Raw genomic sequence first — 25,733 nt, forward strand, 5'->3', positions numbered from 1 at the left:
GGACGGCGGATGGCTATGCGGGCGGCGTGAGCATCCCATGGGCGTTCCGTGATGTGCCCATTACTCAGGGTCATTATTCGATGGCTGAGGCGGTGCGTGCGGTAGCGCGGAGCGAAGCCGGATCCACGCCCCACCCGAACCCGCGCTGAGGCGGCCCCGCAGCTCCCTGGGACGCTGGCCTCTCTCACTGCAAGGAGCGCTGGCGTCAGCAAGCCGATCTCGCCTTGGAACATGAAGAACCTGGCCTTCATAGCTGTTCGTCGTCTGATGGTGTCGGCGAAGAAGGCGACGGGCCGCGAGGCGAGGCGTGCCTGACTGAAGTCTCGACCGTGCGATTCCTAGTCGAGGATGCCGAGGGCGCTGTCCGGTCGGCAGGAGGCGCAGGCGTGGGTGCTCGGGTCGGTGAGTGCGACGCGGGCGTCGTGACTGCTGATCGGACGTGTCGTCCCTTCGCTCGTCGTGCAGTCGTCGACGTGGATCACTGCCGGGCCGGGGCCTTGCGGGCCGCGCCTGTGCTGGACGACGTATCCGGTCTGGGCTGTTGGCGGTGCCAGGGCCGGGAGGTTGGCTCCGCCCTTGGGGAGCCGGCCGTGGTGCTTCGGTGGCGGGTTCTCGGTGCGGGTGAGTGCCTTGTGGACGGTGTCGCGCTGGATGCGCAGGTAGATGCCGACGGTCTCGTTGTCGGTGACCTCCTGGTCGAGGTAGGCCAGGATCGCGCGGAGGCGTGCAGGGTCCGACGGCAAATCGTTCACATGTTCGATAGTAGGGGTAGGCTGCCCGGCGGCACCACAGGGGGCGAGCGACCAGGAGACGAAGATGCGGGACGACCTGCAGATCCTTGCGGCCCTCGGCATTGACCCCGCCCGCCTGGACCGGGCGCTCGAGGGGCCCGGCCGCCATTCCGGATACCAGGCCCGGATCACCCCGCCCACCCGGCGCCCCTGCTCCCGCTGCGGCGCACCGGCCGTCGCCACCTGCCGCCGCACGATTCCGGGACTGGGCCGGCGATGGCAGGACTCCTGCCGCGACTGCATGGTGGCTTCATGCCGGCTCTGACCTCGGGCCGCTACCACCTGCTCCTTACGACCGGCGGCCGACCGGTACAGCACGGCTGGTGGTGGAGTGAGGACGTGGCCCGCGACAAGTTCCGCGACTGGGTCGGCCTGTACGACGGCAGCATGTCCGGCGCCCGTGTCACCCTGAGCGACGAGGACACTGGTGACGTCCTCGACGACTGGCCTCGCGAGGGGTAGCCCCTCTCTCCCTGGCTACGTGCCGGGATCCTCTTCGGTGCGGCGTACGGCCTTCTTCACGGCCTGCTCCAGCTCGTAACGGTTCTCCCCGGACTCCGCGGCGTGCGCGGTGACGGCCGCCTGCGCGGCCTCGGATGTCTCACGCCAGCGAGCCCACTGCACGTCGTACTCCTCGCCGGCCAGGCCCGCGAGCTTCGCGCGTTCCTCCTCGGCGGATCGTTCCAGCCTGATCAACTCATCGGGGACCTCTGCCACGGCCGGATCCTAAACGGCCGTCACGACAGGTCGGTGCTCGAGGCCACCGGCCGATCGGGTGCAGCCGTCACCGGCCCGCAGAGCACACCCCGGCGAGAGCCGCTCTGCAAACGACGAAGACCGTCAGGCCGCAGGCGTGGCGGCGGGTGCCCTCGTGCTCCTGATCCTGGTGCTCAAGCGCCGGTCCGCGCTTCCCCGGGCGTGCGGCGGTCAGCGTTCCTGGAGGGCGGCCCACTCCGTGCGGACGTACTCCCGGGCGGTGTCCCTCGTGCGGTCGTCGGCGAGGCCGGTGCCGGTGGTGATGTCGGGCAGGCCGGTCCGGCTCGCCTTGGGCTGCTGCCGGTCGTGGGCGACGAGGAGCAGCGCCAGCGTGGCGGCGTCGCTGCGCACCTCTTCGGCCGGGTCGGTGATTCCCTGCTGTGTGGCGCCGTCGTCGTAGGGGCCGGGGTCGTGGCACAGGGCGATCAGGTCGAGCGCGGCGGCGGCTTCCAGGATGTCGTCGCGCTGGTCCAGGCGCGCGGCGATGAACACGGCGGGCTGCTCGGGAGACTGCTGCCATGCCTCGACAACCTTGGCCCAGTCGTAGGTGCGCGCGAACAAGGCGGTGTGGATGGCGCGAGCGGCGTCGAACCGCCCTTCTAGGCGCGTTGCATGTGCGGTCCGCCAACAGCATGTGATCAGCCGTGTTGCGCTGACGCGGCATCTGCCTCAGGCAGATGCCGCGCCCCGAACTGTCGCCACCTACGTCCACCGCATCCCGATGGCGGACAGTTGCTCCATCCGCTCCGGGGACAGGGTCGCGGCTCTGCTTCGCTGGTTCCCGATCCACGCACCGAGCCGGAGCTCCCGCTCCTCCTGGTCCTCGCCGCTGCAGCCGCCCCCGCCGACGACGATCCGTTCGATGTGCTTCCTCGGTACCCGCAGGTGCCCCTCGCGCTCGTAGAACTGCTTGGCGGCCTCGTAGTTCATCGCCCACTTGTCGGCCTGCGTACGGCGCGGGGTCGGCTTGGACGCCGTGGGGGACTCCGGTGATGCCCACGCCGCCGCCGGGCCGGGTGGAGTTCAGGGCCTGCTGGGTGGACTGTTCGGTGCCGACGCATTCCAGGACCCGGTCGGCGCCGATCCCGCCGGTCATGTCCTTGATGCGGGCCACGCCCTCCTCGCCGCGTTCGGCGACGATGTCGGTGGCGCCGAACGCGGTGGCGAGCTTCTGGCGTGCCTCATGACGGGACATGGCGATGATGCGCTCGGCGCCGAGCTCGCGTGCGGCGAGGACGGCGGACAGCCCGACGGCTCCGTCACCGACGACCGCGACGGTGTCGCCGCGCTGTACGCCGGCGGCGACGGCGGCCCACCAGCCGGTGCCCATGACGTCGGAGCAGGCCAGCAGGTCGGGCACTTGGGCTTCGGTGGGCAGTTGGGGGGTGGCTACCAGGGTGCCGTCGGCCCACGGGATGCGGATGTACTCGGCCTGGCAGCCGCCGACGAACTCCCGGTTGAGGCAGTTGCTGGGGTATCGGTTGCGGCAGTTGGCGCAGGTGCTGTCGCCGGCGAAGAAGGAGCCGACGACGAACTGTCCCGGCCGCACGGTGGTGACGTCGTCACCGACCTCTTCGACGATGCCGACGTACTCGTGGCCGATGGGGGCGGCGTCCTTGGCGGGGTTGATGCCGCGGTAGTCCCACAGGTCCGAGCCGCACACGCACGTGGCGAAGGTGCGGATCACCGCGTCGGTGGGCTTGAGGATCTGAGGGGTGTCGCGCTCTTCGACGCGGACGTCGCCCGGTCCGTGCAGGATGGCTCCACGCATGGCGGGGTGCTCCTTGCTGTCGTTGGGGAGGGGGATCAGAGGTCGCGGGTTCGGGGGCCGGCGTATTCGGCGTCGGTGACGTGGTCGAGCCAGTCGACGTCGTCGCCTTCCCACAGGGCGACGTGGGTCATGAAGTGGTCGGGGGCGGCGCCGTGCCAGTGCTCCTCGCCCGGCGGGGTCCAGATCACCTGGCCCAGGTGGGCTTCGAGGATCTTGCCGCCGCGGGACTGGATCAGGGCGATGCCCTCGACGATGTAGAGGGTCTGGCCAATGCCGTGGGAGTGCCAGGCGGTGCGGGCACCGGGCGCGAAGTGCACCGCGTTGGCCCGCGTCCTGGAGGGCTCCTCACCGCGGTAGATGACGTCGGCCCAAGCATCGCCGGTGAACATCTTCTCAGGCAGCTTGGCGGTGGCGGGACGCGTGCGCAGTTCCATCAGGTGGCTCCTTGAGCGAGGTAGGGGGTGGGTCAGCTGGTGAAGAGGTCCTTGGCGACGGCCATGGCGGACATGGCGCGCGGCCAGCCGGTGTAGAAGGCGAGGTGGGTGATGGCCTCGATCAGCTGCGCCTCGGTGACGCGGTTGTCCTTGGCTCGCCCCAGGTGGTGGCGCAGCTGCTCGGTGCTGCCGCCCGCGACCAGGCTCGCCACGGTGATCAGCGAGCGGTCGCGCGGGTCGAGGCCGGGGCGCTCCCATACCTCGCCGAACAGGACATCGTCGGTGAAGTGCACCAGCTGCGGGGCGAAGTCGCCGAACATATTCGCTGCGCCCGAGGGGCGCTCGGTGTTGCCGGACATGGGCGGGCTCCTGTCGTCGGGCCCCGCAACGGCGGGGGGTGAGCTGTGGGTGGTGCCGGACCGTCCCGCGGTCGGCGTGGCTGGGGTCAGGCGCCATGCCGGGCGGCGGCCATGCGGGTAGCGGCCAGCGCCGCGGCCAGAGCGATGACGGCGGCCAGGTTGAGGCTGATGCGCAGGCCGTGCTGGAAGCCGACCGTGCCGGAGATCAGTGCGCCGAAGACGGCCACGGCCAGGGCGCCGCCGATCTGGCGGCTGGTGTTGAACACCCCGCTGGCGGTGCCGGTCTGCTCGGCCGGCACGTGCTCCAGCAGTACCGCGGTGGTTGGCGGCATCACCAGCGGTCCGCCCAACCCGACGGGGATCAGCAGCAAGGCGCTGGCCCACACCGGTGTCGAGGCCGGCAGGACGGCCAGGGCGATCGATCCGGCTGCGATCAGCACCAGCCCGGCGATGACCGGAACACGGGGGCCGGTGCGCTCCGCGATCCGTGCGGAAAGGGGGGTCAGGCAGGCGCTGAGCAGCATCATCGGCAGGAACGCGATGCCGGCGCCGAGGGCGGACAGTCCGTGCTGCTGTTGGAAGTCGAGGCTGAAGACGAACGGCAGTCCGTAGAAGCCGACCATGAAGGCGAAGCCGATCCCGGTGGCGATCACGACCGTGGGGATGCGGAACAGGGACAGCGGCACCATCGGGTGCGCCACCTTGGCCTGCGCCATGACGAACGCGGCCAGCGCCGCGACCGCGATACCGAGCGAGATCAGCACCTTCGGGGCGGTGAATCCGACCTCGCCAGCCTCGATCGCGCCGAAGGTCAGCCCGCCCATGGCGAGGATGCCGGTGATCTGCCCGATCCAGTCGAACGGCGCCGGACGCGTCGGGGACTTCGGGCTGCGGGCGAGCAGGGCCACGGTGAGCAGCCCGACCGGCAGGTTGATGAAGAAGATCATCCGCCAGGAGGCCAGGCTCAGCACACCACCGAGCACCGGGCCCGCAGCGGCGGCCACGGCGCCGCCCATCGCCCACACCCCCACTGCCCGGGCTCGGCGGGCCGGGTCGGGGAAGGCATGACGGACCAGCGCCATCGAGGTCGGCATGGTCACTGCCGCGCCGATGCCCTGCACCACCCGGGCGGCGATGAGGACCGGCAGCGACGGGGCCAGCCCGCACGCCAGCGAGGCGACCACGAACAGGACCAGGCCGCCGGCGAACGCCTTGCGCGCACCGATCCGGTCCGACAGGGCGCCCGCGGACAGCAGCAGGGCGGCGAACATCAGCGTGTAGCCGTCGACCACCCACTGCAGGGCGGTGATGCCGCCGCCGAGCGCGTCACGGATCGAGGGCAGGGCTACGTTCACGATCGTCGCGTCCAGGGTGATCACGAAGAACCCCAGCACAGCGGCGGCCAGCGTCGCCGTGGCGTGCCGGCCGCTGTCAGCCGTGCCCACAGCCGGGGAGCGGCGCGAAGAAGCGGTGACGGTCATGACGGGCGTGATCCTTTCCAGTCTGGGAAACGCGCCGGACCAGAGGGTCCGGTCGCCCATCCACAGAACCATGCACCGCCTCTGACCTGGGAGTCCTTGCTGGGAGGGGTACTGGCAGGGACCCCCGCAAACGGCACCGGCCTACGCTTGAGCCGTGCCAGCCGACACCGTCCGTGAAGACATCCGCACCTTCCTCACCAGCCGCCGGGCCCGCATCACCCCCAAGGAGGCCGGCCTGCCCGACTTTGGCGGGCGGCGGCAGGTCTCCGGGCTGCGACGCTCAGAGGTCGCCCAGCTCGCCGCCATCAGCGTCGAGTACTACACCCGCATCGAACGCGGCAACGTCGGCGGCGTCTCCGAGGACATCCTCGACTCCCTCGCCCGCGCCCTGCGCCTGGACGACGTCGAACGCGCGCACCTGGCTGCCCTCGTCCGCGCCGCCAACAACCCCCACCGCGTACCCGACCGCGACGGCGGCACCAGCCACGTACGGCCCAGTCTCCAGCAGATCCTCGACGCCATGACCGGGGCCGCCGCCTTCGTCCGCAACGCCCACCTGGACATCCTCGCCACCAACGCTTTCGCTCGCGCCCTGTACACAGAGGCCCTCGACAGTGACGAGCAGCCACCGAACCTGGCCCGCTTCGTCTTCTGCGACCCCCGCGCCCGACGCTTCTACCGCGACTGGGAGGGCATCGCCCACGACGCGGTCGGCAGCCTGCGTACCGAGGCCGCCCGCAACCCTGCCGACACCGACCTCGCCGACCTCATCGACGAACTCGCCACCTGCAGCGAAGAATTCGCTCAGCGCTGGGACGACCACGACGTCGAGTACTACCGCTCCGGCGGGCAGCGCTTCCACCACCCCGACGTCGGCGACCTCGACCTCGACTACGACGCCCTCGAAGTCCCCGCAGACCCCGGGCTGACCATCGTCACCTACACCCTCGCGCCCACCGGGCGGCATGCCGCAGCCTTCGCGCGTCTCTACGGATCTCAGGCACCGACCCGTCGATCACAGGGATGACCAGGATGGCGCTGTCGAGCTGCAGGGGAGTGTCATGAATTGGGTGGGAACTGTGATGCCGCCGCCCGGCGTGGCGCCCTAGTCGGCGCGCTGGAAGAAGGGATGGGTCTCGATCTGGTTGACCTGCGGGGTGATCTCGTTGTTGAGGATCAGGTCGATCAAGCGGTCGGGGTAGAAGTTGGCGACGCCGATCGCCTTCGTCAGGCCCTCGCGGTTGAGTGCCTCCATGGCGCGCCACTGGCCGTAGACGTCGCCGAAGGGCTGGTGCATCAGGTACAGGTCGAGGTGGTCCAGGCCCAGCTTGTTCAGGGACGTCTCGAACGCGCGGTGGGTGTTGTCCTGGGCGGGGGCGTCCTGGACCCACAGCTTGGTGGTGACGAACAGCTCCTCGCGCGCGATGCCGCTGGACTTGATGGCACGGCCTACGGCTTCTTCGTTGCCGTAGGCGGCGGCGGTGTCCAGCAGGCGGTAGCCAGCGGCCAGGGCCTCGGAGACGGCGCGCTCGGTGTCCTCGGCGGGGATCTGGTAGACGCCGAAGCCGAGGATCGGCATCTCGACGCCGTTGTTGAGGGTGACGGTCTGCATGAGGGAGATGTCCTTCGCTGTGCGGGTGAGGGCGGGTGGTCAGGGGCGGATGAGGGCCTTGAGGACCTGGCGGTCGGCCATGGCCCGGTAGGCGTCCGGTGCCTGGTCGAGGGGGAAGGCGCGATCGAAGACGCGGCCCGGGGCGATGGTGCCGTCCACGACGTCGGGCAGGAGTTCCGGGATGTAGGCGCGGGCGGGGCTGGCGCCGCCGGTCAGGGTGATGTTGCGCATGAACTCGGCCGGACCGATAGGTCCCTGCTCGTACTGGGGGACGCCCAGTCGGCTGATGGTGCCGCCGTCCAGGACCGCGCCCAGGGCGGTGTCGAGGGCCTGGCGGGTGCCGACGGCCTCGATGACCTTGTCTACGTCTCCGGTCAGCTCGCGGATGCGGGCGAGGCCCTCCTCGCCGCGCTCGGCGACCACGTCGGTGGCGCCGAACTCGCGGCCCAGATCGGTGCGGGCTTCGTGGCGGCCGGCGAGCACGATCCGCTCTGCACCGAGCCGCTTGGCGGCGATGACCGCGCACAGGCCGACCGCCCCGTCCCCGACGACCAGCACCGTATCGCCGCGGCCGACGCCGGCGGTGACGGCGCCGTGGTGGCCGGTGGTCATCACGTCAGAGAGGGCCAGCAGCGACGGCAGCAGCGCGGAGTCGGCGGCCACCGGCAGCTTTACCAGGGTGCCGTCCGCGTACGGGACGCGGACGGCCTCGCCCTGCCCGCCGTCCACGCTGTCGAAGCCGTACCGGCCGCCGTTGCGGCACGAGATGTGCAGGCCCTTGGCGCAGTAGTCGCAGGTGTTGTCGCTGTAGGTAAACGGGGCGACGACCAGATCACCGGCCTTCAGGCCGGTCACCTCTGCGCCGGTCTCCTCGACGACGCCGAGGAACTCGTGCCCCATGGGGCGGCCGGTGTCGGTGGCGGGCATCGACCCGTACGGCCACAGGTCACTGCCGCACACGCACGCGGCCACTGTGCGCACCACCGCGTCGGTGGGCTGGACGATCTTCGGGTCGGGCCGGTCCTCGACGCGGACGTCGCCGGCTCCGTACATCACTGCTGCACGCATCAGGGATTACTTCTCCAAACGGGGGTCGTGCTGGGCGGTGCGGATGAATCAGCGTTCGAGCATGCGGGCCTGGGCTTCGGTGTGGGTGGCGCCGGCGGCGGGAGGCAGGTTGGAGAGCCTGCCGAGCTGCTCGGCGGTCAGCGTGACGGCATCGGCGGCGACGTTCTCCTCGACCCGGGTCACGCGCTTGGTGCCGGGAATGGGGGCGATGTCGTCGCCCTGGGCGAGCAGCCAGGCCAGCGCCACCTGACCGGGCGTGGCACCGGCCTCGTCGGCCAGGGCCTTGACCTCGTCGGCGAGCGCCAGGTTGTGCTGGAAGTTCTCGCCGGTGAAACGCGGGTTGTCGCGGCGGAAGTCGTTCTTGTCGAACTGGTCGGTGGAGCGGATGGTGCCGGTCAGGAAGCCGCGTCCGAGCGGGGAGAACGGCACGAGGCCGATGTTCAGCTCCCGCAAGACGGGCAGGACACGCTCCTCGATCCCGCGAGTGAACAGGGAGTACTCGGACTGCACCGCGGTGACCGGCTGGACGGCGTGGGCGCGGCGGATCGTGTCCGGGCCGGCCTCCGAAAGCCCGAAGGCACGCACCTTGCCCTCGGCGATCAGCTCCTTCACGGCGCCGGCGGTCTCCTCGATCGGCGTGTTCGGGTCCACCCGGTGCTGGTAGTACAGGTCGATGTGGTCCGTGCCCAGCCGCTTGAGGGAGCCCTCGACCGCGGTGCGGATGTTGGTCGGGCTGGAGTCCAAGTTCCACGCGCCCTCGCCGGCGTGCGAGACCAGGCCGAACTTGGTGGCGAGCACCACCTTGTCCCGGCGGCCCTTCAGCGCCCGCCCGAGCAGCTCCTCGTTGATGTAGGGGCCGTAGATCTCGGCGGTGTCGATGAGCGTGACGCCCAGCTCCAGCGCCCGGTGCACGGTCCTGATCGACTCCGCGTCATCGGTGCCCGAACCGGTGTAGCCGTGGGACATGCCCATCGCGCCCAGCCCGATCCGGGAAACCTCCAGGTCGCGCAGCTTGATATACCGCATCTCGCCCTCTTCCGATCATGGTGTTACCCGGCCTCTCGCTCTCGCCCGGTCCGGCAGGTCGTGCCGGTTGAAGCCCGGGCGGCGGCGAAGGGGTCCGGCGTCTTCCTCAATCACCCTCGCCCGGATTGCTCCGGTGTGGCAGGGCGGGCTCTTCGGGGGTAATGACAGGGCCCCCCTCCCGCCCGCGCAGCGGGTGCCCAGCGGGTGAGACTGGAGTCATGGCATCGACGAGCGCGCACAGCGAAGGCGCCGAGCTGGGCCGCTACCTGCGCGCCCGCCGCACCCAGACCAGCCCCGAACACGTCGGCCTCACCATCGGTGCCGGCATCCGCCGCACCCCCGGCCTGCGCCGCGAGGAACTGGCCACCCTCGCCGGGATCAGCATCGACTACTACGTGCGCCTGGAACGCGGCAAGGAGACCCGCCCCAGCCCCGCAGTCCTCGACTCCCTCGCCCGCGCTCTGCACATGGACGACCAAGAGCACCAGCACTTGCGCGAACTCGCCGCCCGTGCCGCCCGCTACGCCCCCGAACCTCCGCCGGCCCCGAGCCGCACCGTGCGCCCCCACCTGAAGCTGCTGCTGGAGTCGCTGCGTCCGAACCCCGCCTATGTCATCAGCCGCAGCATGGACATGCTTGCCTGGAACCCGGGCGGCCTCGCCCTGTACGCGGGCCTGGAGGACTGGCCTGCCAAACACCGCAACCTCGCCCGCTACCTCTTCCTCCACCCGGCCGCGCAGGACCTCTTCGGCGACTGGGACCGTCAGATCACCGGCTGCGTCGCACGGCTGCGCGCCGTCGCCGGCACCGCCCCCGACGCTCCCGACCTGACGAACCTGGTCGGTGAACTACTCCTCAAGAGCCCCGACTTCGCCCGGCTGTGGGAACGGTACGAGGTCACCGGCCGCAAGCCCGCGCAGAAAACCTTCCATCATCCCCGCGTCGGCACCATCACGCTCACCTCCCAGTCCATGCACCTGGAAGGCACTCCCGGCCAGCGCATCGGCGTCTACACCGCCGAACCCGGCACCCCCGACCACGACGCCATGATGCTGCTCGACATGACCGCCCCCGTAGCCGCGCCCAGCCAGGAAATCCCGCACATCTCCCCCTGACCGTTGTTCTCACAAACGGTCGTTTGCGTTCTCGTCAGCCGCCGCGTGTTCATGCGGCTCAGGTCCCGCTGGTGTCCCATCTGGGAACCACCGAATACCCGCAGAACAGCCATTGAGTGGGCGTTGAGGTGTGCTTGGTAGAGCTGTAACACCTTTGCGGCCAGTGGCTTTTGAGCTGACTTGTCGCGTGAGGGGGAATTTACATGCGCGAAGATGGCGATCTGCGCGCCCGTTTGACTCGCACATGCTGCATAGATTCCGTCTGGTCTGGCAATGTCCCTCCCCTCGTAGCGTGGAGACCATGACTGCAGGGGGAGTTGGGAGTCATGGCAGACAAGCGACGGAAGTTCGATGCGGAGTTCCGCGAGGGGGCCGTATGGATCGTCACCGAGACCGGCAAGACCGTCGCCGAGGTCGCGAAGGACCTGGGGATCAACGAGACCACGCTGGCCAGTCGAGTATCGCGGGCCCGTCGCGCGGGTACCGCGCCGGGCGGCGGGAGCGACGTTCAACAGCATGCTCAAGGTCGAGTACGTCCACCGGCACACTTCGTCACCCGTGCCGAGGCCCGGATCAGGATCGCCACCTGGATCATCCACTTCTACAACGCGAGGCGGCTACACAGCGTGTGCGGCTTCAAGAGCCCGATCCACTACGAACACGATTACGGAGCCAGCTCACCGAGGGGCTGGTTGCATAGGAAGGTCTCCGCGTTCAGAGGGAATCGGCAGTGGCGGAGTTTCGGCTGATCGATCGGGAACTGTATCTGCCCGAGTGCTGGACCGGTGGTCGAGCCCGCTGCGAGGTGGCGCATGTCCGGGCCGAGCGAAGGCCGGTCCGCCGGTCATGCGGCGGTGGCGCCCAGCAGGAGGTCGAAGGCGTCATTCGCCTCGCGGAGCACCGCCGTCGCGTCGTGGCTGCCGAGGCGCCACGCCGCCTGGTAGCAGGCGACGGTCAACTGGGCGGCGAGGACGGCGGTGGCCAGCGGGGTGCCGTGGTCGATCAGGTGTTTCTCGAGGAGGTCGGCGTAGTGCCGGGTCTTGCGGGTGTGGCGGTCTTCGAGCTCGGGGTGCTGCTCGACCAGACGGTGGTAAACCGCGTAGTGGCCGGGGTTGCGGGCGGCCTCGGTGCAGATCGCGAGCAGCAGCCGCCGAGATGTGGCCAGTGCCTGCGCGAGATCCTGGAGCGGTTCGGCGGGCGCATCGTGCATGGCCGCGGTGAGCGCGCGCAGGAAGTCGTCCTCGGTGGAGAAGACGACTTCCTGCTTGTCGCCGAAGTAGCGGAAGAAGGTGGTGCGGCCGATCTCAGCCCGCTGGGCGATCTCGTCCACGGTGACGACATCGAACCCCCGCTCCATGAAGAGCGCGAAGGCCGTCTCGATGATCCGTTCCCGGGTCTGGCGGCGTTTGCGGTCCCGCAATGACTCCACCGGACCGTTGTTCGTGCTCATTCGGCCAGGATATCCGCCCGTCCCGCCCGGCGGTCGGCGTCGACGAGGCGGGCGGCCTCGCGCCACAGCTCCTCCTCGCGGGCCTCGTCGTGCGACTCTGGCGACGACGGGACGTTGCGGCCGCGATCGAGGTAGGACCCGGTCCGGGCGGTCAGCCCGGTCAGGATCGTCTCAGCAAGCCGCGCCCCCGCCTGCTGCGGCGTCATGCCCCGGCCGAGGAATCGCTGAAGCTGGAAGAATCCGTTGAGCACGCCCCGCACTGGCCCCGGGGTGTGGCGGAAGAAATCGGTGCCTGCGACGAGCGCCGGGTTGTAGGAGTAGACGCCGATGCTCTCGGGCAGGCGGCGGGCCAGCGCGTGGGTCAGGTAGATGACGCCGAGTTTGCTGGTCGCGTACGCCCGCCCGGCCTCCCGCGCGCCACCGGCACGAGGCGTGGCCAGTCGTTCCGGCGTCTCCCAGCGCGGCCGCGGCGTGGCGCCGAGCGTATAGCGGAACTGCCCGAAGTGGCAGTCGCTCGAGGTGAGCACGATCCAGCCCGGACCAGTAAACCGGGGCAGCAGCTCCCTGACGAGCAGGTAGTGGGACAGCACATTGACCCCGAAGGTCATCTCGTACCCGTCCGTGGTGCGTTTCTCGGTCGTCGTGACCGTCAGGCCGGCGTTGCCGAGATAGCCACCGAGCGGCGGCAGGTACCCGGTGTCGAGCCCACGCAGAATCTCCTCCACCGCCCGCCTGATCTCGGCGAGCGAAGCGAGGTCACAGTCCACGCCCGTGACCCCCAAAGCGCCGGTGGCCTCGGCGAGTTCCGCAGCGAGGCGTTCGCCGCCGTGGCGAGCCAGCACGACGTAGTGGTCCTGCGGCCGTTCCCGGATCAGCAACTCGACGGACTCGCGGCCGAAACCGCGGGTCACGCCGGTCAACACGATGGTCCGGCTATCCATGGCCGACTCCTCGGTACTCAGTTCCAAATGGTACTCAGTACCGTACACGCCATGGTTCACTTCCACATCGAGCAACGAAACCGCAGCTGACACGCCAGCCCGCATTCCCAGGCTCGAACGGACCTACATCCGCGGCGTGTACTCCCCGGCCACGAGGCGTGTGCGGGGCCTTCAGTGACGCTGCTGTGGTCGAGGTGATGGGTAGGGCAGCCGCCCCCGCAGAACGGGCAGGTCGCGGGTGAGCCGTGCGCCTTCCTGCGTGAGATACCAGGCGTTGGTACGTGACCGGCTTGCATCCGGTAGCACCGTGCGGTCGATGAAACCGTCGGAGCGCAGCTTGTTCAGCACTCGGGACGGCAGCTGCCGCGTGCCGTCCGGCCGCAGTATGCGGCGCAACTGGCTGGTGGTGGCGATGCGGTGTTGGGCGATTGTGGCCAGGACCTGGTGACGCAGCGGTTCGGCGGGGCTGAGGGCCAAGCCGGTGGCCGGGATGCTCGGTGTGGGGCTGGTCATGGGCATTCTTTGAGGAAATCCGTGGTCCCCGTCTCAACCCTCGACCACGAAGGCCCGACCATGGTCACGAACGCGAAACAGTCTCGTGGTCGGGTTCGTGGTCGGGCTTCATGACCCCGACCACGAACCCGACCGCGCGCAAGGACAGCTTGTTTTGGGTCCGCTGGCCAGCCTCGGCAAGGTCGGCTCGCGCACGCGGAGGGCGGTTACCAGAGGAAGTTCGGCGATGGCCGGTCCGCAGCAGCGGGCGGCTGCTGCGGGGCGTGGTGGCGAGCCACGCCATGCCGGCCATCGTGCGACATCCGGTCCGCAGGGGATCAACAACCCATAACCGGATGCCGCGTCTATGGGGGCGGTGGGCCGAAGCGGCCACCTGCCGGTTGTGTCACTTGGCTTTGCGCTGCGCGGCCTGTTCAAGGATGCGCCGGCGGGTCCACCGGCGGCGTCCGCCCTTCTCGGAAAGGGTGTCCACGGTCTTCAGCAGGGGCAGGTTGCCCTGGCCCAGACTGCTGCTGAAGGAGTTCACGCTTTTGAATCCGAGCAGGGCTGCTGCCTGCGATGCGCCCAGCAGCTCATTTGGGTCACCGTCGACGGGTACGTCGGGCAGGGCGGGTGCTGCGCGTTGGATGCTGCGCTTTCCGCTGCCCGGGCGGGTGTCTTTCCAGTCCAGGAGCGTCTGCACGCGCCACTTCGGCCGGCGGTAGGGCCTCTGCGCTGTGCCCAGTTCCTCGACGACGTCGGGATTGGGAAAGTAGCCGGGGTGGTCCCGCACATAAGTGTTGACCTGCTGAGGGTTTTTGTAGCCGAGGAACCTGGAGGCCTGTGCTCCGGTGAGCAGTTCGTCGGGATCGAGTTTCGGCGGCTTGTACTGATGCAGGCGGGGCGGCTTCCGCTGGGTGAACCACTCGTCGACTTCGCTCTTGTCCCACTGACGGGCACGGCCGCGGTGGCCGACGACCTCTGGGAAACCGTTGGTCTCCCGTTCGAGGTATAGCGCGCTGATACGTGCGGGCGTCAGCCCGCGCTCGGCGGCGATCTCTGCGGCCTCGACGAGGTGCGGCGTGGGTCGGGCAGCCATGACCTGAACCGTCCCATCGCGTCGCGAGGAGCCGGCCTGCCCGGCTCGCAATGCATATAATGGCGTATGTTCTAGGTGGGTGTCCAGCTGTCCGAGGCATCCAGGTCCGGCTTCATTCCTCCGGGATGAGGCTGACCCCTCGACGGGCGGCGTCTTCTGCCATCTCTGAATAGGCCATGGCCGCTGGGGTCATCTCCCACTCGGTCAGGGCAAGCAGCAGGAGCAGCTCGTCGCGGTCCTGGGATGCGTCGCAGGGCATGCCGGCCGCGTTCGCGGCCGCCACGAGATCCCGGGTGGACAGCCCGGCGAAGCGGGCCGCCACTGTGTGGCGTAGGCCCTCGAGGCCTTGCTGGTACAGCTCGTTCGCTTCGCGTAGGAGCAGCACCAGGTCCTCGCCGTGGCGGGCTGCCGCGGCGAGGTCGAGGAGGCGCGGGGTGGTCGTCATCATCAGAAGTATGCCTTTCGGGAAAGATCAGTGACGGCCGGTCGTCTCAGTGCGGTGCGGCTCAGCCATCACACAGCGACCGACGGTCGCGACGGGCCAGGTCGGGCTTTTTGCGGGGCTTCAACGCCAGGGCCGCCCGAACCTGCTTCCGCAGGGCGGTGAACTCCGGGCCATCGTCCGGGCAGACTACGCCCGGGTCGGCCGCTCCGCAGGCCGCGGCATGCCGGATCAGTTCGGTGATTCGCCAGTCAGCGCGGAAGCTGTCGCCGCGCACCTGCTCGACCTCGGCGTACAGATCGGCCAGCCGCGGCCGCCGGCCCACGGAGGGCAGCCCGCCGCGGAGGGAGGCGAAGACACACAGCCAGCACGAGCAGCTTTTCAGGACTACGGATGCCAGTGATCGTGTGAGGTAGTCGCTTCTGGCGTATAGGGTCTTGATCAGCAATTCTGTGCCCATGCTGCTGCCGCTCGCCCATGTGAAGACCGAGTTGATCGAGGTCGTCCGCATCACCGACCCGATGCGTCATCTCAGCGCGGAGGACTTGGTTGGCGACGATGTCGCGATCTGGGGGTCGACTCAAGCCAATCAGGTCCTGACGCTGATCAAGGACCTGCCGGGCAGCGAGCTGCATCGCTGTTTCATCCCGGGCTGGGGCATCCGAGCTCACAGCGCCACGGATCTGCTTTTCCAGGTTGCCCGGAGCATCGGGCATCGGATGCAGGCTTCTCCTGCGGAGGGCCGTACGCGCATCCTCGCGCGCTGTAGGTGTGAGCCGGTCCCAGACCGCCAGGCCGGAGAGATACGCCTCCATATGTCTGGACATAGAGGCGTAGAAGCCGCGTAGTGCGGTCAGAGTCGTCTCGTACGGCTCGTGCGGCGAGGGCAGCGGCAGATGGGAGCGCAGGAGGTGGTCGGCGATGGCGGCAAGGCGGCGGGACTCAGGGGCGTCACCGGTGGCGAGCCGCACTGAGTCAGTCCGGGTCGTTGCTAGTTCTCGCACGTCGAAGGGCAGCCGTGCGTGCGCCATCGCGTCACCGTAGGCGGCCACGACAATGACCGCGTGGGCAGCGGCCAGGCGCTCGGTGCGCTCGAACCGGCCCAGACCTTGGATCCGTTCGGCCGTGCTCGACACCAATGCGCGGCTTAGCTGGGCTAGTTGGGCCTCAGCTCCGAAGCGCGCGAGGACAAATTCGGGGCGGATTGTGGTGCGCGTATCGCCCGCAACGCGCACGACGGTCAGCCGGACCTCTGCGACGGCTGCTACCGCGGTCCGAGGTGGCCTGTTCAGTTTGCGGGCGGACCCGCCCCTGCAACTGGAACCAGCAGGGCCAGCCGGTCTGCGGCAACTGCTACCGGCGCACTCGTTCAGGAGAGCCATGCGCTCGGTGCGGTCGGACCAAACCGGTCAACGCCCGGTGGCCCCTCGGGCTGTGCTCCGGTCACCGGCCGAGTGCTCCCGCTGCGGCACGGTCCAGCTGCTGATTGCGCGGGACGACGACGGCGCCGGAGGCTGCGGGCCCTGCGTCGGCTTCGCCGCCGACTACACCTGCCGCCAGTGCGGCTGGGCCGGCAACCCTCACAGCCGTGGCCGATGCGCGCACTGCGTCCTCGCCGAACGGGGCAACGCCCTGCTGACCGGACCCGACGGCACGGTCGCTCCGGGTATGCACCGCCACACTGCGCTCCGCTGGGTCGCCTACGCCAAACGTGACTGTGCCGAGTACATCGCTGCCCGAGCCGAGGACCAGAAAGAACTGCCCGCGACTGGCGGTTGTCGATGGCGGGACACGATTCGTGCAGCCCCCGGGGCAATCGATAGGGTGCCAGGTCACGACCGCACCCTGTTCGATCCACGGGCCGGTCAGGGCTCTGCCGCAGCTTGTGGCACATCCACGGCTGTCTTGCCGACTCCTGCCTGCCCGGGCCCTGGGACACGGGGGCGATCTTGACGGCGGGGCAGTCGGCCCCGGTCGACGGGTCAGGAGGAACGAGTGGCACAGATCATCGCCGAGGTCTCACGGACGTTCAACGAATTTCTGCTCTTGCCGAACCGGACCCGGACCGATTGCTCGCCTGCGACGGTTGACCTGCGCACGCCCTTGGTGCGGCACCTCGCGGGCGAAGCATCGACGATCGAGCTGCACTCCCCGTTCACGTCCGCGATCATGCAGGCTGTCAGCACGCCCGATCTCGCGATCGCGCTCGCGCGCAACGGCGGTCTGAGCTTTCTGCACCACAACCAGTCGATCCAGGACCAGGCCGCAGCGGTGCGCCAGGTGAAGAACTTCAAGGCTGGATTCGTCACCAGCGACACGAACGTCCGCCCCGACGACAGCCTGAGCCTCCTGGCAGACGTCATGCGCCGCACCGGCCACAGCACCGCCGCAGTCACCCACGACGGGACCGCCACCGGCCGCCTCGTCGGACTGGTGACCTCCCGCGACTTCCACCCCCAACGCCACGACCTCGACGGACCGGTCAGCGGCCGGATGGCCGCCATCGCCGACCTTCCCTATGCCGGGCCCGACACCACGCTCTCCGAGGCCAACGCCCGGTTGTGGGAGGAGCGGCTCGACTGCCTCCCGGTGCTGGACGCCGAGGGTCACCTGCAGCATCTGGTATTCCGATCCGACTACACCGATAACAAGCGTTTCCCGAACCAGGTCGTGGACGCTGCCAAGCGGCTGCGCGTGGGCGCGGGCGTCAACACCCATGACTACCAAGAGCGTGTCCCGGCTTTGCTGGAGGCGGGCGCGGACGTGCTGTGCTTCGACTCCTCCGACGGGTACAGCGACTGGCAGGCACAGGCACTGACCTGGGTGAAGAAGCACTATCCGGAGATCCCGATCGGTGGCGGCAACGTGGTCGACGGCGAGGCGTTCACCTTCCTCGCCGAGGCGGGGGCGGACTTCGTCAAGGTCGGCGTGGGCGGTGGCTCCATCTGCATCACCCGCGACCAGAAGGGCATCGGCCGCGGCCAGGCCAGCGCGGTGCTCGACGTCGCTGCGGCTCGGGACGCCTTCCGCGAGCGCACCGGCGAGTACGTGCCGATCTGCTCCGACGGCGGGCTGGTGCACGACTACCACGTGGCCCTGGCTTTGGCGATGGGAGCCGACTTCGTCATGATGGGGCGTTATTTCGCGCGCTTCGACCAGGCAGCCGGCGCGAAGTTGCCCACCCGCGACGGCTTCGTCAAGGAGTACTGGGGCGAAGGATCGAACCGTGCCCGCAACTGGCAACGCTACGGCCAGGGGGGTCAGGGGCTGGTCTTCGAGGAAGGCGTCGACGGCTACGTCCCCTACGCCGGCGACCTCAACGAAGGGCTCGCCCTGACCATCGCTAAGCTCAAGACCACGATGGTCTCCTGCGGCTCCACCACCCTGCCGGAGTTCCAGTCCACCGCCCGGCTCACTCTGGTCTCAGATCAGAGCTTCCAGGAGAGCCACGCCAACGTCACCCTGCGGGACGCCCCGCCGACACTCGCCTGAGAGGCTGCCAAGGGCCGCGGAGTACTGGCCGGAGGGGGAACAGTGCACGGTCGGAATAACCCCCTCCCGCCAGTAGTCCTGTCCCTGCGCCGCGGCTGCTGCACCCGCGAGGAACGCAGCGATGGCACCGTGCGCTTCCAGGTGACCGGCCAGCACTACAAGGGCGTGCTGGGCGAGGATGGCAACGCGATCCCCGAGGGCGAACTGCGCCCAGACCCCTGGATCGTGCTGGAACCCGTCGCCCGGGCCATCGCCGTCGCCGAAGAACCCGAAGACGGCGAGCTGCTGTTCACCCGCACCCTCTTCCGCGGTGCGCGGCGCACGATCGAGGACCGCACCCAGCTGTCCTCAGCAAGGGAACGGGCTTGCGATCAGGTTGTGCACGAATCCTCCGGGTGGCTTGAGCGGGCAGGTCTACGCGGTGAGCGCAGCCAGCTCCTGCGTCAGCTCGTCCAGGGCGACGACACGGAAGGAGGTCAGCCGGCGGATCAGCTGCGAGGCGAGCACGGTGCGCAGGCGCGGGTGGTCGAAGGTCAGCGCATGGTCCGGGTTCGCCATGACGTACACCTGTTTGCTGGCGTTGAGGCTGTAGATGGTGCCGTGGACTCCGTACAGGGGGGCGCTCTGCGCGAGGTAGACCACCGGCTCGATGTGCGGGCACAGCGCAGCGGCGGAGCGGAGATGCTTCGCGCACACCGGCGGTTGATTCGTGACAACCGTCGACTGATGGGGGTCCACGCCTTGGGGCAGGAAGAAGGGGAACCCGAGGGGCGTCCGCGCGGGCCGCGTGCAGACCTGGCACTGCAATAACCGCATCGTCAGCATCTGCCGGTACGGGTGCATGAACTTCCACTGCGGTGTGCCCGTCGGCATTCCCCGGCTGTCCACGGGGTTGAAGCCGCACCGCGCCCACAGCACGCCCCGCAGGGGCCGGTCCCTGGGATCCTCGTCGCCGTAGTAGAGCCGGGGGCCGGAGGGGTGCCGGTAGATGAAGAGGTTGTTCGGCGCGGCTTCCTCCCCTTCTCGCTGGGTGATGAAGGGGACTAAGCGCGGCTCGGTCAGGGCGGGCACAGAACGGTTCTTCTCTCTCTTCTGTTGGACGTAGGGGCTGTAGGGGAGCGGCCGAGTGATCACGCCGCCTCCTTCAGGCATCTCGTGGCCACCAGGTGTTCCATCAACTCGTTGACGGTCCAGCCCAGCCGGCGCAGGTGCCCGACGGCCTTCCAGCGGTCGCCCGGCAGCTCCTCGGCGCGCACCATGCGGGCCCGCTCTAGCAGGTAGGCCGTCGCGTCGTCCTTCTCGGCTTCGGCTGCGACAGCGATGTTCACGAGCTGCATCAGGTGACCGCGCAGACGTTGCGCGAGCTCTTCTGAGTGCTCCTCGGCGGGTATGACCTCGTCCAGGACGGCCGCCACGTCATCGAGCAGAGCGCCACCGTCGTACGCCTGCCACGCGCGGACGCGTTCCAGGACCCTGGTGAGGGCTGTGCTGTCCAGCGGCGGCGTCCACTGCGGCACGGGGCGACTCCAGCGTCGCACCAAGGCGGTCACCGGCCCACCCCAGCTAAGACCAGGTGAACCCAGGCGCAGGTGCCCTCATCGGTGAAACCCCACGCGCCGCCCATCTCCGCGACGAGCGCGTCCACGATGACCAGGCCGCGTCCGCCTTCCGCGTCGGGGTCTACGTACTGAGGGGCGGGGACGGCCGAAGGTGACCAGTCGTGCACTTCGAAACGGAGTTCGCCGGGGGCTGGCGCCCAGCCGCGAACGTCGATCGACTCACTTCGCCCGTACTGGATCGCGTTGGTGCACAGCTCCGACATCACGATCAGGACGTCGTCCACCTGGTCGGCCTGCATGCGGCAGTAGCAGCGGACCCAGGCCCGTGCGACGCGTCGGGCGACTTCCACGCTCGACGGTGTGGAGGCGAGCGCCATGTTGAAGGCCGCCGGCACCGTCCCGGCTGGGCGCGGGGGCGCCTCCAACAGGCTGGTCGATCCGGCATCTCTGGGGGGCATGGGGGAACTCCCTGGTCCACGATTGTGCACGTCCGAGCACTCTCAGCGAGGGCTGATACGAGCGTGGCAACCGCGTGCAGACGGCTCTACCCCCAAACCGCCCTCGGGTTCCGGAGGGAAGTTCACGGCTGTCCTCGAAACTTCCCCGGGCTTTCCTCGGAACCGATAAATACCGTCTGTATGGGGCAACTTGACTGGGACAGCGTTCTACCGTCGTGGCAGTGACGTGCTCGGCGGAGGAAGTGGGAGGCGCCGTGTTGCTTTTCCAGCACACCTGCAAGGCACGCGGCATACGACACCCCGACGACTTTCTGCCGAAGTACCGGGAAGCAGCCGCGCGGTTAGGCCTACAGACCGTGGATGAACCGGCCCCGAAAACCATCGAGGGATGGCTCTACGAGGGCCGCAAGCCGCAACGGGTCTTCCGGCAGGTTCTTGTCGAGATGCTGGGCTACAGCATCGATGACCTGTGGTCCGAGGTCCCCGAGGGCACCACGCCGCAGTTCGTTCCGCTGGCCGGCGCGTCACCGACTACACCCCACGCCGATGCGGACGTGGGCCTGGACGACATGAAAAGGACGGGCGCGATGGCTGTGCGACGCGCAAAGGAGTTCCTCCTCGGAACAGACCGCTCACGAGTGGGCGAAGACACCCTCGACCTGCTCGATGACGAGGTAATGCGCCTGGTAGCCGCGTACCCGCGTGAGCCCCTGTCGACGATCTGGGATGACCTGCTGGAGACCCAGGAGCAGGTGTTCCGTCTCCTGGAGGGCGGCCGGGTGCGGCCGTCGCAGCTCCGCGACCTGAACGTGAAGGCAGCGGTGCTGTCGTTCCTCGTGGCCAAGGGCTTCAACGACATGGAGATCCCCCACCAGGCCATGACGATGACACGGGTCGCCTCCTCCTGCGCCAGGGACGCCGAGCACCCCGGGCTGATCGCCCTCACCGACGGCCTGAAGTCACTCATCTCCTACTGGGCAGACAAGCCGGCGGACGCCTACCACTACGCGAGCCAGGGCGCCGCGTACGCCGCGAACCAGCATGGGACCGTCGGTCTGTGGTTGCTCGGCCTCCAGGCCCGGGCCGCCGCGGTCCTCGGCGATGAGGACGCCGTGCGCGCCGTGAACCAGCAGGCGATCGACCGGCGAGAGAACGTCATCCACGACGACCTTGACGAGCTCGGCGGCCTGTTCACCTACGCCCCAGAGAAACAGCTGTACTACGCGGTGGAGTCGGAAGCGCTCCTCGGGCACGGTGGCGCGCGGCTCGCCGCGCAGGCGGAAGAGGCCGTGATGGGCTTCAGTGACCCCCTCGCCCCGAACTGGGCGTTCGGCGACCTGGCGGGATGCCAGTGCGACCTGGCACTGATCCGCCTCTCCAGCGGCGACCTGGAAGGGGCCGCGGACGCCATCCGCCCCGTGCTGGACCTGCCGGTCACGCACCGGAACAACGGGATCGTCGTCTCCGCGTTGAGGGTTCGCCAGGCCCTGATGGGCAGCCCTACCCGGACAGCGGTCGTCGCCCGCGACCTGCGCGCGGAGATCGAGGCGTTCCCTGCCAGTCGGCCCGCCCTGCCCCGCGGGTAGAGTCCGAGCCATGTACCCGGTCACTCGTTCCGGCGCCCGCCTCGCCCTCCGGGAACTCATCATCGAGGACGCGGATCCGGTGCTCGCCATCTATGGCAGCCCCGAGGCGACGGAGCACCTGTCGTTCGAGCCGCGCACCCGTGAGCAGGTCGGGCAGATCGTGGCCGGGTCCATCGCCGCCGCCACGGCGACGCCCCGCACGGAGTACGCGCTCGCCGTGATCGAGCGGGAGACGGGCGAGCTGATCGGGTTCGGCCGTCTGGCCACCGACCCCCACCAGCAGCGCGGAGCCACCATGGGCTTCGCGCTGCGCCCGGACGCGTGGGGCGTGGGCTACGGCGTCGAGACGGTGCGGCTGCTGCTCGCCGTCGGCTTTGACGATCTCGGCCTTCACCGGATCTGGGGTGCGCGGTCCCCACTCAACGAGGCTTCCGCGAAGACCATGTCGGCCGTCGGCATGGCGGAAGAGGGGCTGATCCGCGAGCACGTGCTGAAGGCCGGGGCGTGGCGGGACTCCGTCGTGCACGCGATCCTCGATCGCGAGTGGCGGGCCGACTCCTAAACCCCTGGTCGAGGAGTCGGCCCGCGCCCCAGTTCTTGTCCTGGAAGCCGCCGACGGGCACCTTGGACAACAAATCCTCCGCGCGGGCCTGCTGTACGGCGGCATGGACAGGACCGTCCTACAGCGGCACCGCGGTGAGCGGATCCCGTGTCCCGACGCCGTACCGGCGGTCGTAGACGGTATCCGCGGTGCGGGAGCCGTTCACCCACCAGTCGGCCGAGTTGCGCTCGCCGAGCGGGAGAGAGCCAGGATCACGGGCAGGTCGTTGCGCTGCGCGACATGGGCGGCGCAGGCGCGCAGGACGGCGGTGAGCGCTGCGGCCGTCTTCTCGGACGGCTCGTGTCCGGCGGCGGACTCCATCGGGTACACCGTGACCTGGGGGCGGTGGGTGTAGTCGTCGTTGTAGAGAGTCAGGCTGCCCCGGTAGCCGCTGCGGCTGCGGGCGAGCCGCGGCAGGTCGTCGTCGGGGTGGTGTGGTCTCAAAGGCGTTGACGGGGCCGAGACAGGCGCGCACGGCGGTGAGCTGGTCCCAGCGGTGGGGGCGGTGGGCGCCGGTGACGTGCACTGGGCCGTGCATCGCCCCGCCCAGCTCGAAGACGACGGCGTCGGCCTGGTGGAGGCCGGCGGTGGCGCGCACGGTGCCGGCGGGCGTGGGGATGGTCATGCTCGGGCTGGTCCTGGGCTGAGGCTCCTCGGCGGTTCGGTGAGCTGGGGCCTGCCGCCCCGCGCTCGCCGAAGGGGAGGGGCGGGCGTCGGGGCGGCAGGTCTTCGGCCAGCGGGGCTCTGGCCGGGTTGGCCGTTCCAGCCTCCCTGGGGGGAAGGGGGAGACGGGACCGCGTCTGTGGGGGCTACTCCTGCGGCGGCTTGTGGCGGCGCAGGTTGTCCCGCTCGGTCAGGGACACGTCCTTGCCGCACGGGCACGTAGCGGCGGCCGTGCAGGTGAAAGAACTTCGGGCCGGTGTTCTTGGCGTTGACGGTGCGGATGGTGCCGGGGACCGGGGCGGTATTGGTGCAGAAGCCGTCGGCGGTGACGGCGGGCGTGTCAGCCACGGGGGCTCTCCTCGTCGGTGTCGGAGATCTGGGGCAGGACTGGCGCGTCGTAGACCTCGCGCAGTACGGCGGACACGCCGGGGCACGGGATGACGGCCTGCTGGAGCTCGGCTGTGTCCATGGGGTGCAGCCACCCGTTCCGCACGGTCCAGCCGCACGCACGGGGGTGGGGCGCGGCGGCCGTCGTGGCGACCAGGACGGCGCCCCGCACGGTGCTGCCTTCAAGCGCGAACACGAGCAGCGTCCGCAGCGCGGCGTAGTCGTCCTCGTCCAGCACTGCCAGCCGCAACGGGGCGGTGCCAACGGATAGGTCGGCTTCACCCCGGACGAACGTGTCATCGGTGCGTTCGGCCACGAGGTGGATCGTGTGTTCGCCGTCGCCGAGTGCCTGGACCAGGGCGGCAAGCGCAGTCAGGGCGCGGCTCATGGCGGCCGCGATTGCGGCATTGTCGGGGCGTATGAGCTCCGGGCGTGCGGGCATGGGGCGTGACTCCTTGATGGCGGTTGGCCGGGCGTTGCTCCCTCCTCGCCCCCCCGCGCAGCGGGGTGCCCCGGGCTGCGCCCGGGGCTGGTGGGCGGCTCGCTGCGCTTGCCGGGCTGGGGTCCCCTGCGCTGCGCTTCGGGGACCGTGGGCGCGCGGACTGCTTCGCAGCCTCGCTGGTGCGGCAGGGGGAGGGGCGGGCGCGCTCCGCGCCCCTCAGGGGGAGGGGCGCGCTCCGCGCTCTGGGAAGTGGGCCCGTGCGGGCCGGGCCAGGGGATTCCCGGCCCGCACGGGGGTCTGTCAGCCGTGCGTGGCGGCGGCTGTCAGGGCGGGCAGTGCGAGCGCTTCGAGGGCGGCGGCCTGGTCGGCGTCGGTGAGGGTCTGCGCGGTCGACGTGACGGCCTGCATCACGCCTCCGGCCGTCATCTGACCGCCCCGGATGAAGTGGGCCAGGATCATGTCCTTGGCCTCGGTACCGATGCTGAGCGTCTTGGTGACGTGCTCGATCGTCTTCGTCGGCTCGGCCAGCGTCTTCCCGGCGGCGGCCTCCATCGCGTGCACCTTGGCCTCGACGTACTCCCGAGACAGGAACGTGCGCACGGCGTCGGCGGTCTTGGACGTGATCAGTTCCAGCGTCTTGCGCTGGGTCTGCCCGGACCAGGACACAACGCCCTCGTCCTGCTTGCCTCCGAGGTGCACGGCGCGCATGACGTCCTGGGCCATGGTCAGTCCGTTGCGGCACACCTGGATGACCGCGCGCGGGGTGATGGTGTACGCCCCGGCGCCGACCTCGCTGTTGGTGATGACGAAACCGGCGGAGATCAGCGGCAGTTCGTCACCGCTGCGCCCGTCGAACGGGGAGCGGTAGCCACGCAGCAGCGCACGGGCCCGGATGGCGACGGCTTCGGACTCGACGCGCACGTACATGCGCCGGTCGGTGAGGTCGCAGCCGGTCACGCGGGTGGGGTGGCCGGACTGCTGCACCCCGTCCAGGGCGGCCAGCAGCATGTCGAAGTTGTCCATCAGCTTGTAGCTGTCGGACAGCAGCGCGCGGGCCACGCCCTCGGCAGGCGGCATACCGGGGCCGGCCTCGCCCCGGAACGCACGCAGCATGAACTTGCGCTCGGGCTCCTGGCGCAACCACGCGTTGACGTTCTCGTCCAGGAGCGGGACGTTGTCGGCGCGCATGCGGCGCAGGTAGGCGAGCGGGATGCGCAGCTTGTCGGAGATCCCCTCGTCGGCGACGGCGGTGGGCCGGTAGATGCCGTCGACGTCCGACACGCCGTCTTCGGTGATCAAGGACTCCACGCCCTCGACGTGCACGTTGCCCTCACAAAAGCGCAGGGCGGCGGCGGGGGCGATCACGTCCAGCTTGCGGCGCTGCTGGTCCTCCAGAATGCGGACCATGTCGGAGAGATCGGCGTTGCGAGCGCCAGCGGGGGCGATGTTGGTGGCGCGCTCGGCGAACTGCTGAGTCATGCGGGGTTCCCCTTCGTTGGCGTCCGGGTCGGGGCCACCGCCCCGGACGCTGTTGATTCCTGCGGTTCGGGGGCGGGGCCACCGCCCCCGAACAACTCCAATACTAGTGCGAGTTCGGTTGGTGTGAAGCCACCTGCGATGTGCCGGTTTGGTGTCAGTGAGCGGGTGTCAGTGACGGCACGTCAGAACTGGGTGTTTTCGCTGGTCGGGCGTTGAGGAAGGGTGGGGT

Annotated in this window: 29 protein-coding genes and 4 pseudogenes; 9 read left to right on the top strand and 24 right to left on the bottom strand. The window is 69.5% G+C overall.

Annotated features, from left to right (window positions below):
• Positions 1-338: 338 nt before the first annotated feature.
• Entirely contained in the window at positions 339-752 is a 414-nt protein-coding gene (locus tag ACFYX0_RS39720) for a DUF6233 domain-containing protein (protein ID WP_388978654.1), read from the bottom strand.
• 64 nt (positions 753-816) lie between these two features.
• Here ACFYX0_RS39720 and ACFYX0_RS39725 point away from each other — a divergent pair, with 64 nt between their 5' ends.
• Both ACFYX0_RS39725 and ACFYX0_RS39730 read left to right on the top strand, forming a co-directional pair.
• Positions 817-1,056: a hypothetical protein gene (locus ACFYX0_RS39725; protein WP_311698568.1), complete on the top strand. Its 240-nt coding sequence runs from the start codon at positions 817-819 to the stop codon at positions 1,054-1,056.
• Positions 1,044-1,253: a hypothetical protein gene (locus ACFYX0_RS39730; RefSeq protein WP_388978657.1), complete on the top strand. Its 210-nt coding sequence runs from the start codon at positions 1,044-1,046 to the stop codon at positions 1,251-1,253. Before ACFYX0_RS39725 ends, ACFYX0_RS39730 begins: the two co-directional genes overlap by 13 nt.
• Before the next feature lie 15 nt (positions 1,254-1,268).
• Here the strand turns inward: ACFYX0_RS39730 and ACFYX0_RS39735 are convergent, their stop codons facing one another.
• From ACFYX0_RS39735 to ACFYX0_RS39765, 7 genes and pseudogenes are all read right to left on the bottom strand, one after another.
• On the bottom strand, positions 1,269-1,508 hold the full coding sequence (locus ACFYX0_RS39735; protein WP_311698542.1) for a hypothetical protein: 240 nt from the start codon (positions 1,506-1,508) through the stop codon (positions 1,269-1,271).
• A gap of 210 nt (positions 1,509-1,718) precedes the next feature.
• Positions 1,719-2,108, bottom strand: coding sequence for a hypothetical protein (locus tag ACFYX0_RS39740; protein ID WP_388978660.1), 390 nt, complete (start codon positions 2,106-2,108; stop codon positions 1,719-1,721).
• A 141-nt stretch (positions 2,109-2,249) separates the two neighbouring features.
• A complete protein-coding gene (locus ACFYX0_RS39745; RefSeq protein ID WP_388978663.1) occupies positions 2,250-2,477 on the bottom strand; it encodes a helicase associated domain-containing protein in 228 nt (75 codons plus the stop codon).
• Positions 2,446-3,318: pseudogene (locus ACFYX0_RS39750) on the bottom strand (zinc-binding dehydrogenase); the annotation flags it as partial. The pseudogene ACFYX0_RS39750 and the gene ACFYX0_RS39745, both read right to left, overlap by 32 nt.
• A 35-nt stretch (positions 3,319-3,353) precedes the next feature.
• A complete protein-coding gene (locus ACFYX0_RS39755) occupies positions 3,354-3,752 on the bottom strand; it encodes a cupin domain-containing protein (RefSeq protein ID WP_388978666.1) in 399 nt (132 codons plus the stop codon).
• A 32-nt stretch (positions 3,753-3,784) separates the two neighbouring features.
• Complete coding sequence (locus ACFYX0_RS39760) at positions 3,785-4,111, bottom strand: carboxymuconolactone decarboxylase family protein (protein ID WP_388978669.1); 327 nt, start codon at positions 4,109-4,111, stop codon at positions 3,785-3,787.
• Positions 4,112-4,197: 86 nt separating this feature from the next.
• On the bottom strand, positions 4,198-5,592 hold the full coding sequence (locus ACFYX0_RS39765) for a DHA2 family efflux MFS transporter permease subunit (RefSeq protein WP_388978671.1): 1,395 nt from the start codon (positions 5,590-5,592) through the stop codon (positions 4,198-4,200).
• 154 nt (positions 5,593-5,746) lie between these two features.
• On the opposite strand from ACFYX0_RS39765, the gene ACFYX0_RS39770 reads away from it, so the two are divergent.
• Positions 5,747-6,619: a helix-turn-helix transcriptional regulator gene (locus tag ACFYX0_RS39770; protein ID WP_388978674.1), complete on the top strand. Its 873-nt coding sequence runs from the start codon at positions 5,747-5,749 to the stop codon at positions 6,617-6,619.
• 81 nt (positions 6,620-6,700) lie between these two features.
• Here the strand turns inward: ACFYX0_RS39770 and ACFYX0_RS39775 are convergent.
• The 3 genes and pseudogenes from ACFYX0_RS39775 to ACFYX0_RS39785 all read right to left on the bottom strand — a co-directional run.
• Positions 6,701-7,204, bottom strand: a pseudogene (locus ACFYX0_RS39775) (aldo/keto reductase); the annotation flags it as partial.
• 39 nt (positions 7,205-7,243) lie between these two features.
• Positions 7,244-8,272: a zinc-binding dehydrogenase gene (locus ACFYX0_RS39780; RefSeq protein WP_388978677.1), complete on the bottom strand. Its 1,029-nt coding sequence runs from the start codon at positions 8,270-8,272 to the stop codon at positions 7,244-7,246.
• A 48-nt stretch (positions 8,273-8,320) separates the two neighbouring features.
• On the bottom strand, positions 8,321-9,298 hold the full coding sequence (locus ACFYX0_RS39785) for an aldo/keto reductase (RefSeq protein ID WP_388978679.1): 978 nt from the start codon (positions 9,296-9,298) through the stop codon (positions 8,321-8,323).
• A 218-nt stretch (positions 9,299-9,516) separates the two neighbouring features.
• Here ACFYX0_RS39785 and ACFYX0_RS39790 point away from each other — a divergent pair, with 218 nt between their 5' ends.
• Both ACFYX0_RS39790 and ACFYX0_RS39795 read left to right on the top strand, forming a co-directional pair.
• Positions 9,517-10,413 (top strand): helix-turn-helix transcriptional regulator, encoded by an 897-nt coding sequence (locus ACFYX0_RS39790; protein WP_311700247.1) that lies wholly within the window; start codon positions 9,517-9,519, stop codon positions 10,411-10,413.
• 326 nt (positions 10,414-10,739) lie between these two features.
• Positions 10,740-11,162 (top strand): transposase, encoded by a 423-nt coding sequence (locus ACFYX0_RS39795; protein WP_311700248.1) that lies wholly within the window; start codon positions 10,740-10,742, stop codon positions 11,160-11,162.
• 95 nt (positions 11,163-11,257) lie between these two features.
• Here ACFYX0_RS39795 and ACFYX0_RS39800 read toward each other — a convergent pair whose 3' ends face one another.
• The 6 genes and pseudogenes from ACFYX0_RS39800 to ACFYX0_RS39825 all read right to left on the bottom strand — a co-directional run bounded on the left by ACFYX0_RS39800 (position 11,258) and on the right by ACFYX0_RS39825 (position 15,297).
• Entirely contained in the window at positions 11,258-11,863 is a 606-nt protein-coding gene (locus ACFYX0_RS39800) for a TetR/AcrR family transcriptional regulator (protein ID WP_388978682.1), read from the bottom strand.
• On the bottom strand, positions 11,860-12,804 hold the full coding sequence (locus tag ACFYX0_RS39805) for an SDR family NAD(P)-dependent oxidoreductase (RefSeq protein WP_388978685.1): 945 nt from the start codon (positions 12,802-12,804) through the stop codon (positions 11,860-11,862). Before ACFYX0_RS39805 ends, ACFYX0_RS39800 begins: the two co-directional genes overlap by 4 nt.
• A gap of 157 nt (positions 12,805-12,961) precedes the next feature.
• Positions 12,962-13,317: pseudogene (locus ACFYX0_RS39810) on the bottom strand (replication-relaxation family protein); the annotation flags it as partial.
• Between the two features lie 385 nt (positions 13,318-13,702).
• Positions 13,703-14,395, bottom strand: coding sequence for a hypothetical protein (locus tag ACFYX0_RS39815; RefSeq protein ID WP_388978687.1), 693 nt, complete (start codon positions 14,393-14,395; stop codon positions 13,703-13,705).
• A gap of 112 nt (positions 14,396-14,507) precedes the next feature.
• Positions 14,508-14,840 (bottom strand): hypothetical protein, encoded by a 333-nt coding sequence (locus ACFYX0_RS39820; protein ID WP_388978690.1) that lies wholly within the window; start codon positions 14,838-14,840, stop codon positions 14,508-14,510.
• A gap of 61 nt (positions 14,841-14,901) precedes the next feature.
• Complete coding sequence (locus ACFYX0_RS39825; RefSeq protein WP_388978718.1) at positions 14,902-15,297, bottom strand: hypothetical protein; 396 nt, start codon at positions 15,295-15,297, stop codon at positions 14,902-14,904.
• Between ACFYX0_RS39825 and ACFYX0_RS39830 the strand changes: the two genes are divergently transcribed.
• On the top strand, positions 15,296-15,685 hold the full coding sequence (locus ACFYX0_RS39830) for a hypothetical protein (protein WP_388978721.1): 390 nt from the start codon (positions 15,296-15,298) through the stop codon (positions 15,683-15,685). The two genes, ACFYX0_RS39825 and ACFYX0_RS39830, sit on opposite strands and share 2 nt — an antisense overlap.
• On the opposite strand, the pseudogene ACFYX0_RS39835 reads toward ACFYX0_RS39830, so the two are convergent.
• Positions 15,629-16,219, bottom strand: a pseudogene (locus tag ACFYX0_RS39835) (hypothetical protein); the annotation flags it as partial. The gene ACFYX0_RS39830 and the pseudogene ACFYX0_RS39835 sit on opposite strands and share 57 nt — an antisense overlap.
• A 613-nt stretch (positions 16,220-16,832) precedes the next feature.
• Between ACFYX0_RS39835 and ACFYX0_RS39840 the strand changes: the two are divergent.
• Positions 16,833-18,329 carry an IMP dehydrogenase gene (locus ACFYX0_RS39840; protein WP_388978693.1) on the top strand — a complete coding sequence of 499 codons (1,497 nt, stop codon included), beginning with the start codon at positions 16,833-16,835 and terminating at the stop codon, positions 18,327-18,329.
• Positions 18,330-18,743: 414 nt separating this feature from the next.
• On the opposite strand, the gene ACFYX0_RS39845 is transcribed toward ACFYX0_RS39840, so the two are convergent.
• Genes ACFYX0_RS39845 through ACFYX0_RS39855 form a run of 3 tightly spaced genes read right to left on the bottom strand, consistent with a single transcriptional unit; the run spans position 18,744 to position 20,346 of the window.
• A complete protein-coding gene (locus tag ACFYX0_RS39845) occupies positions 18,744-19,463 on the bottom strand; it encodes a hypothetical protein (RefSeq protein WP_388978696.1) in 720 nt (239 codons plus the stop codon).
• Positions 19,460-19,846: a DUF6415 family natural product biosynthesis protein gene (locus ACFYX0_RS39850; RefSeq protein ID WP_388978699.1), complete on the bottom strand. Its 387-nt coding sequence runs from the start codon at positions 19,844-19,846 to the stop codon at positions 19,460-19,462. The genes ACFYX0_RS39845 and ACFYX0_RS39850 overlap by 4 nt, the downstream gene beginning before the upstream one ends.
• Before the next feature lie 29 nt (positions 19,847-19,875).
• Positions 19,876-20,346: an ATP-binding protein gene (locus ACFYX0_RS39855; protein ID WP_388978702.1), complete on the bottom strand. Its 471-nt coding sequence runs from the start codon at positions 20,344-20,346 to the stop codon at positions 19,876-19,878.
• A 356-nt stretch (positions 20,347-20,702) separates the two neighbouring features.
• On the opposite strand from ACFYX0_RS39855, the gene ACFYX0_RS39860 reads away from it, so the two are divergent.
• Both ACFYX0_RS39860 and ACFYX0_RS39865 read left to right on the top strand, forming a co-directional pair.
• On the top strand, positions 20,703-21,932 hold the full coding sequence (locus ACFYX0_RS39860) for a hypothetical protein (protein WP_388978704.1): 1,230 nt from the start codon (positions 20,703-20,705) through the stop codon (positions 21,930-21,932).
• Between the two features lie 10 nt (positions 21,933-21,942).
• Positions 21,943-22,494, top strand: coding sequence for a GNAT family N-acetyltransferase (locus ACFYX0_RS39865; RefSeq protein ID WP_388978707.1), 552 nt, complete (start codon positions 21,943-21,945; stop codon positions 22,492-22,494).
• Positions 22,495-22,695: 201 nt separating this feature from the next.
• Here ACFYX0_RS39865 and ACFYX0_RS39870 read toward each other — a convergent pair whose 3' ends face one another.
• The 3 genes from ACFYX0_RS39870 to ACFYX0_RS39880 form a co-directional block, all read right to left on the bottom strand.
• Positions 22,696-22,977: a hypothetical protein gene (locus ACFYX0_RS39870; protein WP_388978710.1), complete on the bottom strand. Its 282-nt coding sequence runs from the start codon at positions 22,975-22,977 to the stop codon at positions 22,696-22,698.
• A gap of 559 nt (positions 22,978-23,536) precedes the next feature.
• Positions 23,537-24,025, bottom strand: coding sequence for a hypothetical protein (locus ACFYX0_RS39875; RefSeq protein ID WP_388978713.1), 489 nt, complete (start codon positions 24,023-24,025; stop codon positions 23,537-23,539).
• Positions 24,026-24,325: 300 nt separating this feature from the next.
• Positions 24,326-25,504, bottom strand: a complete 1,179-nt coding sequence (locus tag ACFYX0_RS39880) for a DUF932 domain-containing protein (protein ID WP_388978715.1) — start codon at positions 25,502-25,504, stop codon at positions 24,326-24,328.
• Between the last annotated feature and the right edge of the window lie 229 nt (positions 25,505-25,733).

The sequence above is a fragment of the Streptomyces sp. NPDC002573 genome, assembly GCF_042889625.1.
Lineage (GTDB): Bacteria > Actinomycetota > Actinomycetes > Streptomycetales > Streptomycetaceae > Streptomyces > Streptomyces gibsoniae.

What these genes read in the sequence shown, in the direction of transcription:
- ACFYX0_RS39725 (WP_311698568.1), top strand. Translation starts at nt 817, where the DNA reads ATGCGGGACGACCTGCAGATCCTTGCGGCCCTCGGCATTGACCCCGCC.
- ACFYX0_RS39730 (WP_388978657.1), top strand. Translation starts at nt 1,044, where the DNA reads ATGCCGGCTCTGACCTCGGGCCGCTACCACCTGCTCCTTACGACCGGC.
- ACFYX0_RS39745 (WP_388978663.1), bottom strand. Translation starts at nt 2,477, where the DNA reads ATGAACTACGAGGCCGCCAAGCAGTTCTACGAGCGCGAGGGGCACCTG.
- ACFYX0_RS39755 (WP_388978666.1), bottom strand. Translation starts at nt 3,752, where the DNA reads ATGGAACTGCGCACGCGTCCCGCCACCGCCAAGCTGCCTGAGAAGATG.
- ACFYX0_RS39760 (WP_388978669.1), bottom strand. Translation starts at nt 4,111, where the DNA reads ATGTCCGGCAACACCGAGCGCCCCTCGGGCGCAGCGAATATGTTCGGC.
- ACFYX0_RS39765 (WP_388978671.1), bottom strand. Translation starts at nt 5,592, where the DNA reads ATGACCGTCACCGCTTCTTCGCGCCGCTCCCCGGCTGTGGGCACGGCT.
- ACFYX0_RS39780 (WP_388978677.1), bottom strand. Translation starts at nt 8,272, where the DNA reads ATGCGTGCAGCAGTGATGTACGGAGCCGGCGACGTCCGCGTCGAGGAC.
- ACFYX0_RS39785 (WP_388978679.1), bottom strand. Translation starts at nt 9,298, where the DNA reads ATGCGGTATATCAAGCTGCGCGACCTGGAGGTTTCCCGGATCGGGCTG.
- ACFYX0_RS39790 (WP_311700247.1), top strand. Translation starts at nt 9,517, where the DNA reads ATGGCATCGACGAGCGCGCACAGCGAAGGCGCCGAGCTGGGCCGCTAC.
- ACFYX0_RS39795 (WP_311700248.1), top strand. Translation starts at nt 10,740, where the DNA reads ATGGCAGACAAGCGACGGAAGTTCGATGCGGAGTTCCGCGAGGGGGCC.
- ACFYX0_RS39800 (WP_388978682.1), bottom strand. Translation starts at nt 11,863, where the DNA reads ATGAGCACGAACAACGGTCCGGTGGAGTCATTGCGGGACCGCAAACGC.
- ACFYX0_RS39805 (WP_388978685.1), bottom strand. Translation starts at nt 12,804, where the DNA reads ATGGATAGCCGGACCATCGTGTTGACCGGCGTGACCCGCGGTTTCGGC.
- ACFYX0_RS39815 (WP_388978687.1), bottom strand. Translation starts at nt 14,395, where the DNA reads ATGGCTGCCCGACCCACGCCGCACCTCGTCGAGGCCGCAGAGATCGCC.
- ACFYX0_RS39820 (WP_388978690.1), bottom strand. Translation starts at nt 14,840, where the DNA reads ATGACGACCACCCCGCGCCTCCTCGACCTCGCCGCGGCAGCCCGCCAC.
- ACFYX0_RS39830 (WP_388978721.1), top strand. Translation starts at nt 15,296, where the DNA reads ATGCTGCTGCCGCTCGCCCATGTGAAGACCGAGTTGATCGAGGTCGTC.
- ACFYX0_RS39825 (WP_388978718.1), bottom strand. Translation starts at nt 15,297, where the DNA reads ATGGGCACAGAATTGCTGATCAAGACCCTATACGCCAGAAGCGACTAC.
- ACFYX0_RS39855 (WP_388978702.1), bottom strand. Translation starts at nt 20,346, where the DNA reads ATGCCCCCCAGAGATGCCGGATCGACCAGCCTGTTGGAGGCGCCCCCG.
- ACFYX0_RS39865 (WP_388978707.1), top strand. Translation starts at nt 21,943, where the DNA reads ATGTACCCGGTCACTCGTTCCGGCGCCCGCCTCGCCCTCCGGGAACTC.
- ACFYX0_RS39875 (WP_388978713.1), bottom strand. Translation starts at nt 24,025, where the DNA reads ATGCCCGCACGCCCGGAGCTCATACGCCCCGACAATGCCGCAATCGCG.
- ACFYX0_RS39880 (WP_388978715.1), bottom strand. Translation starts at nt 25,504, where the DNA reads ATGACTCAGCAGTTCGCCGAGCGCGCCACCAACATCGCCCCCGCTGGC.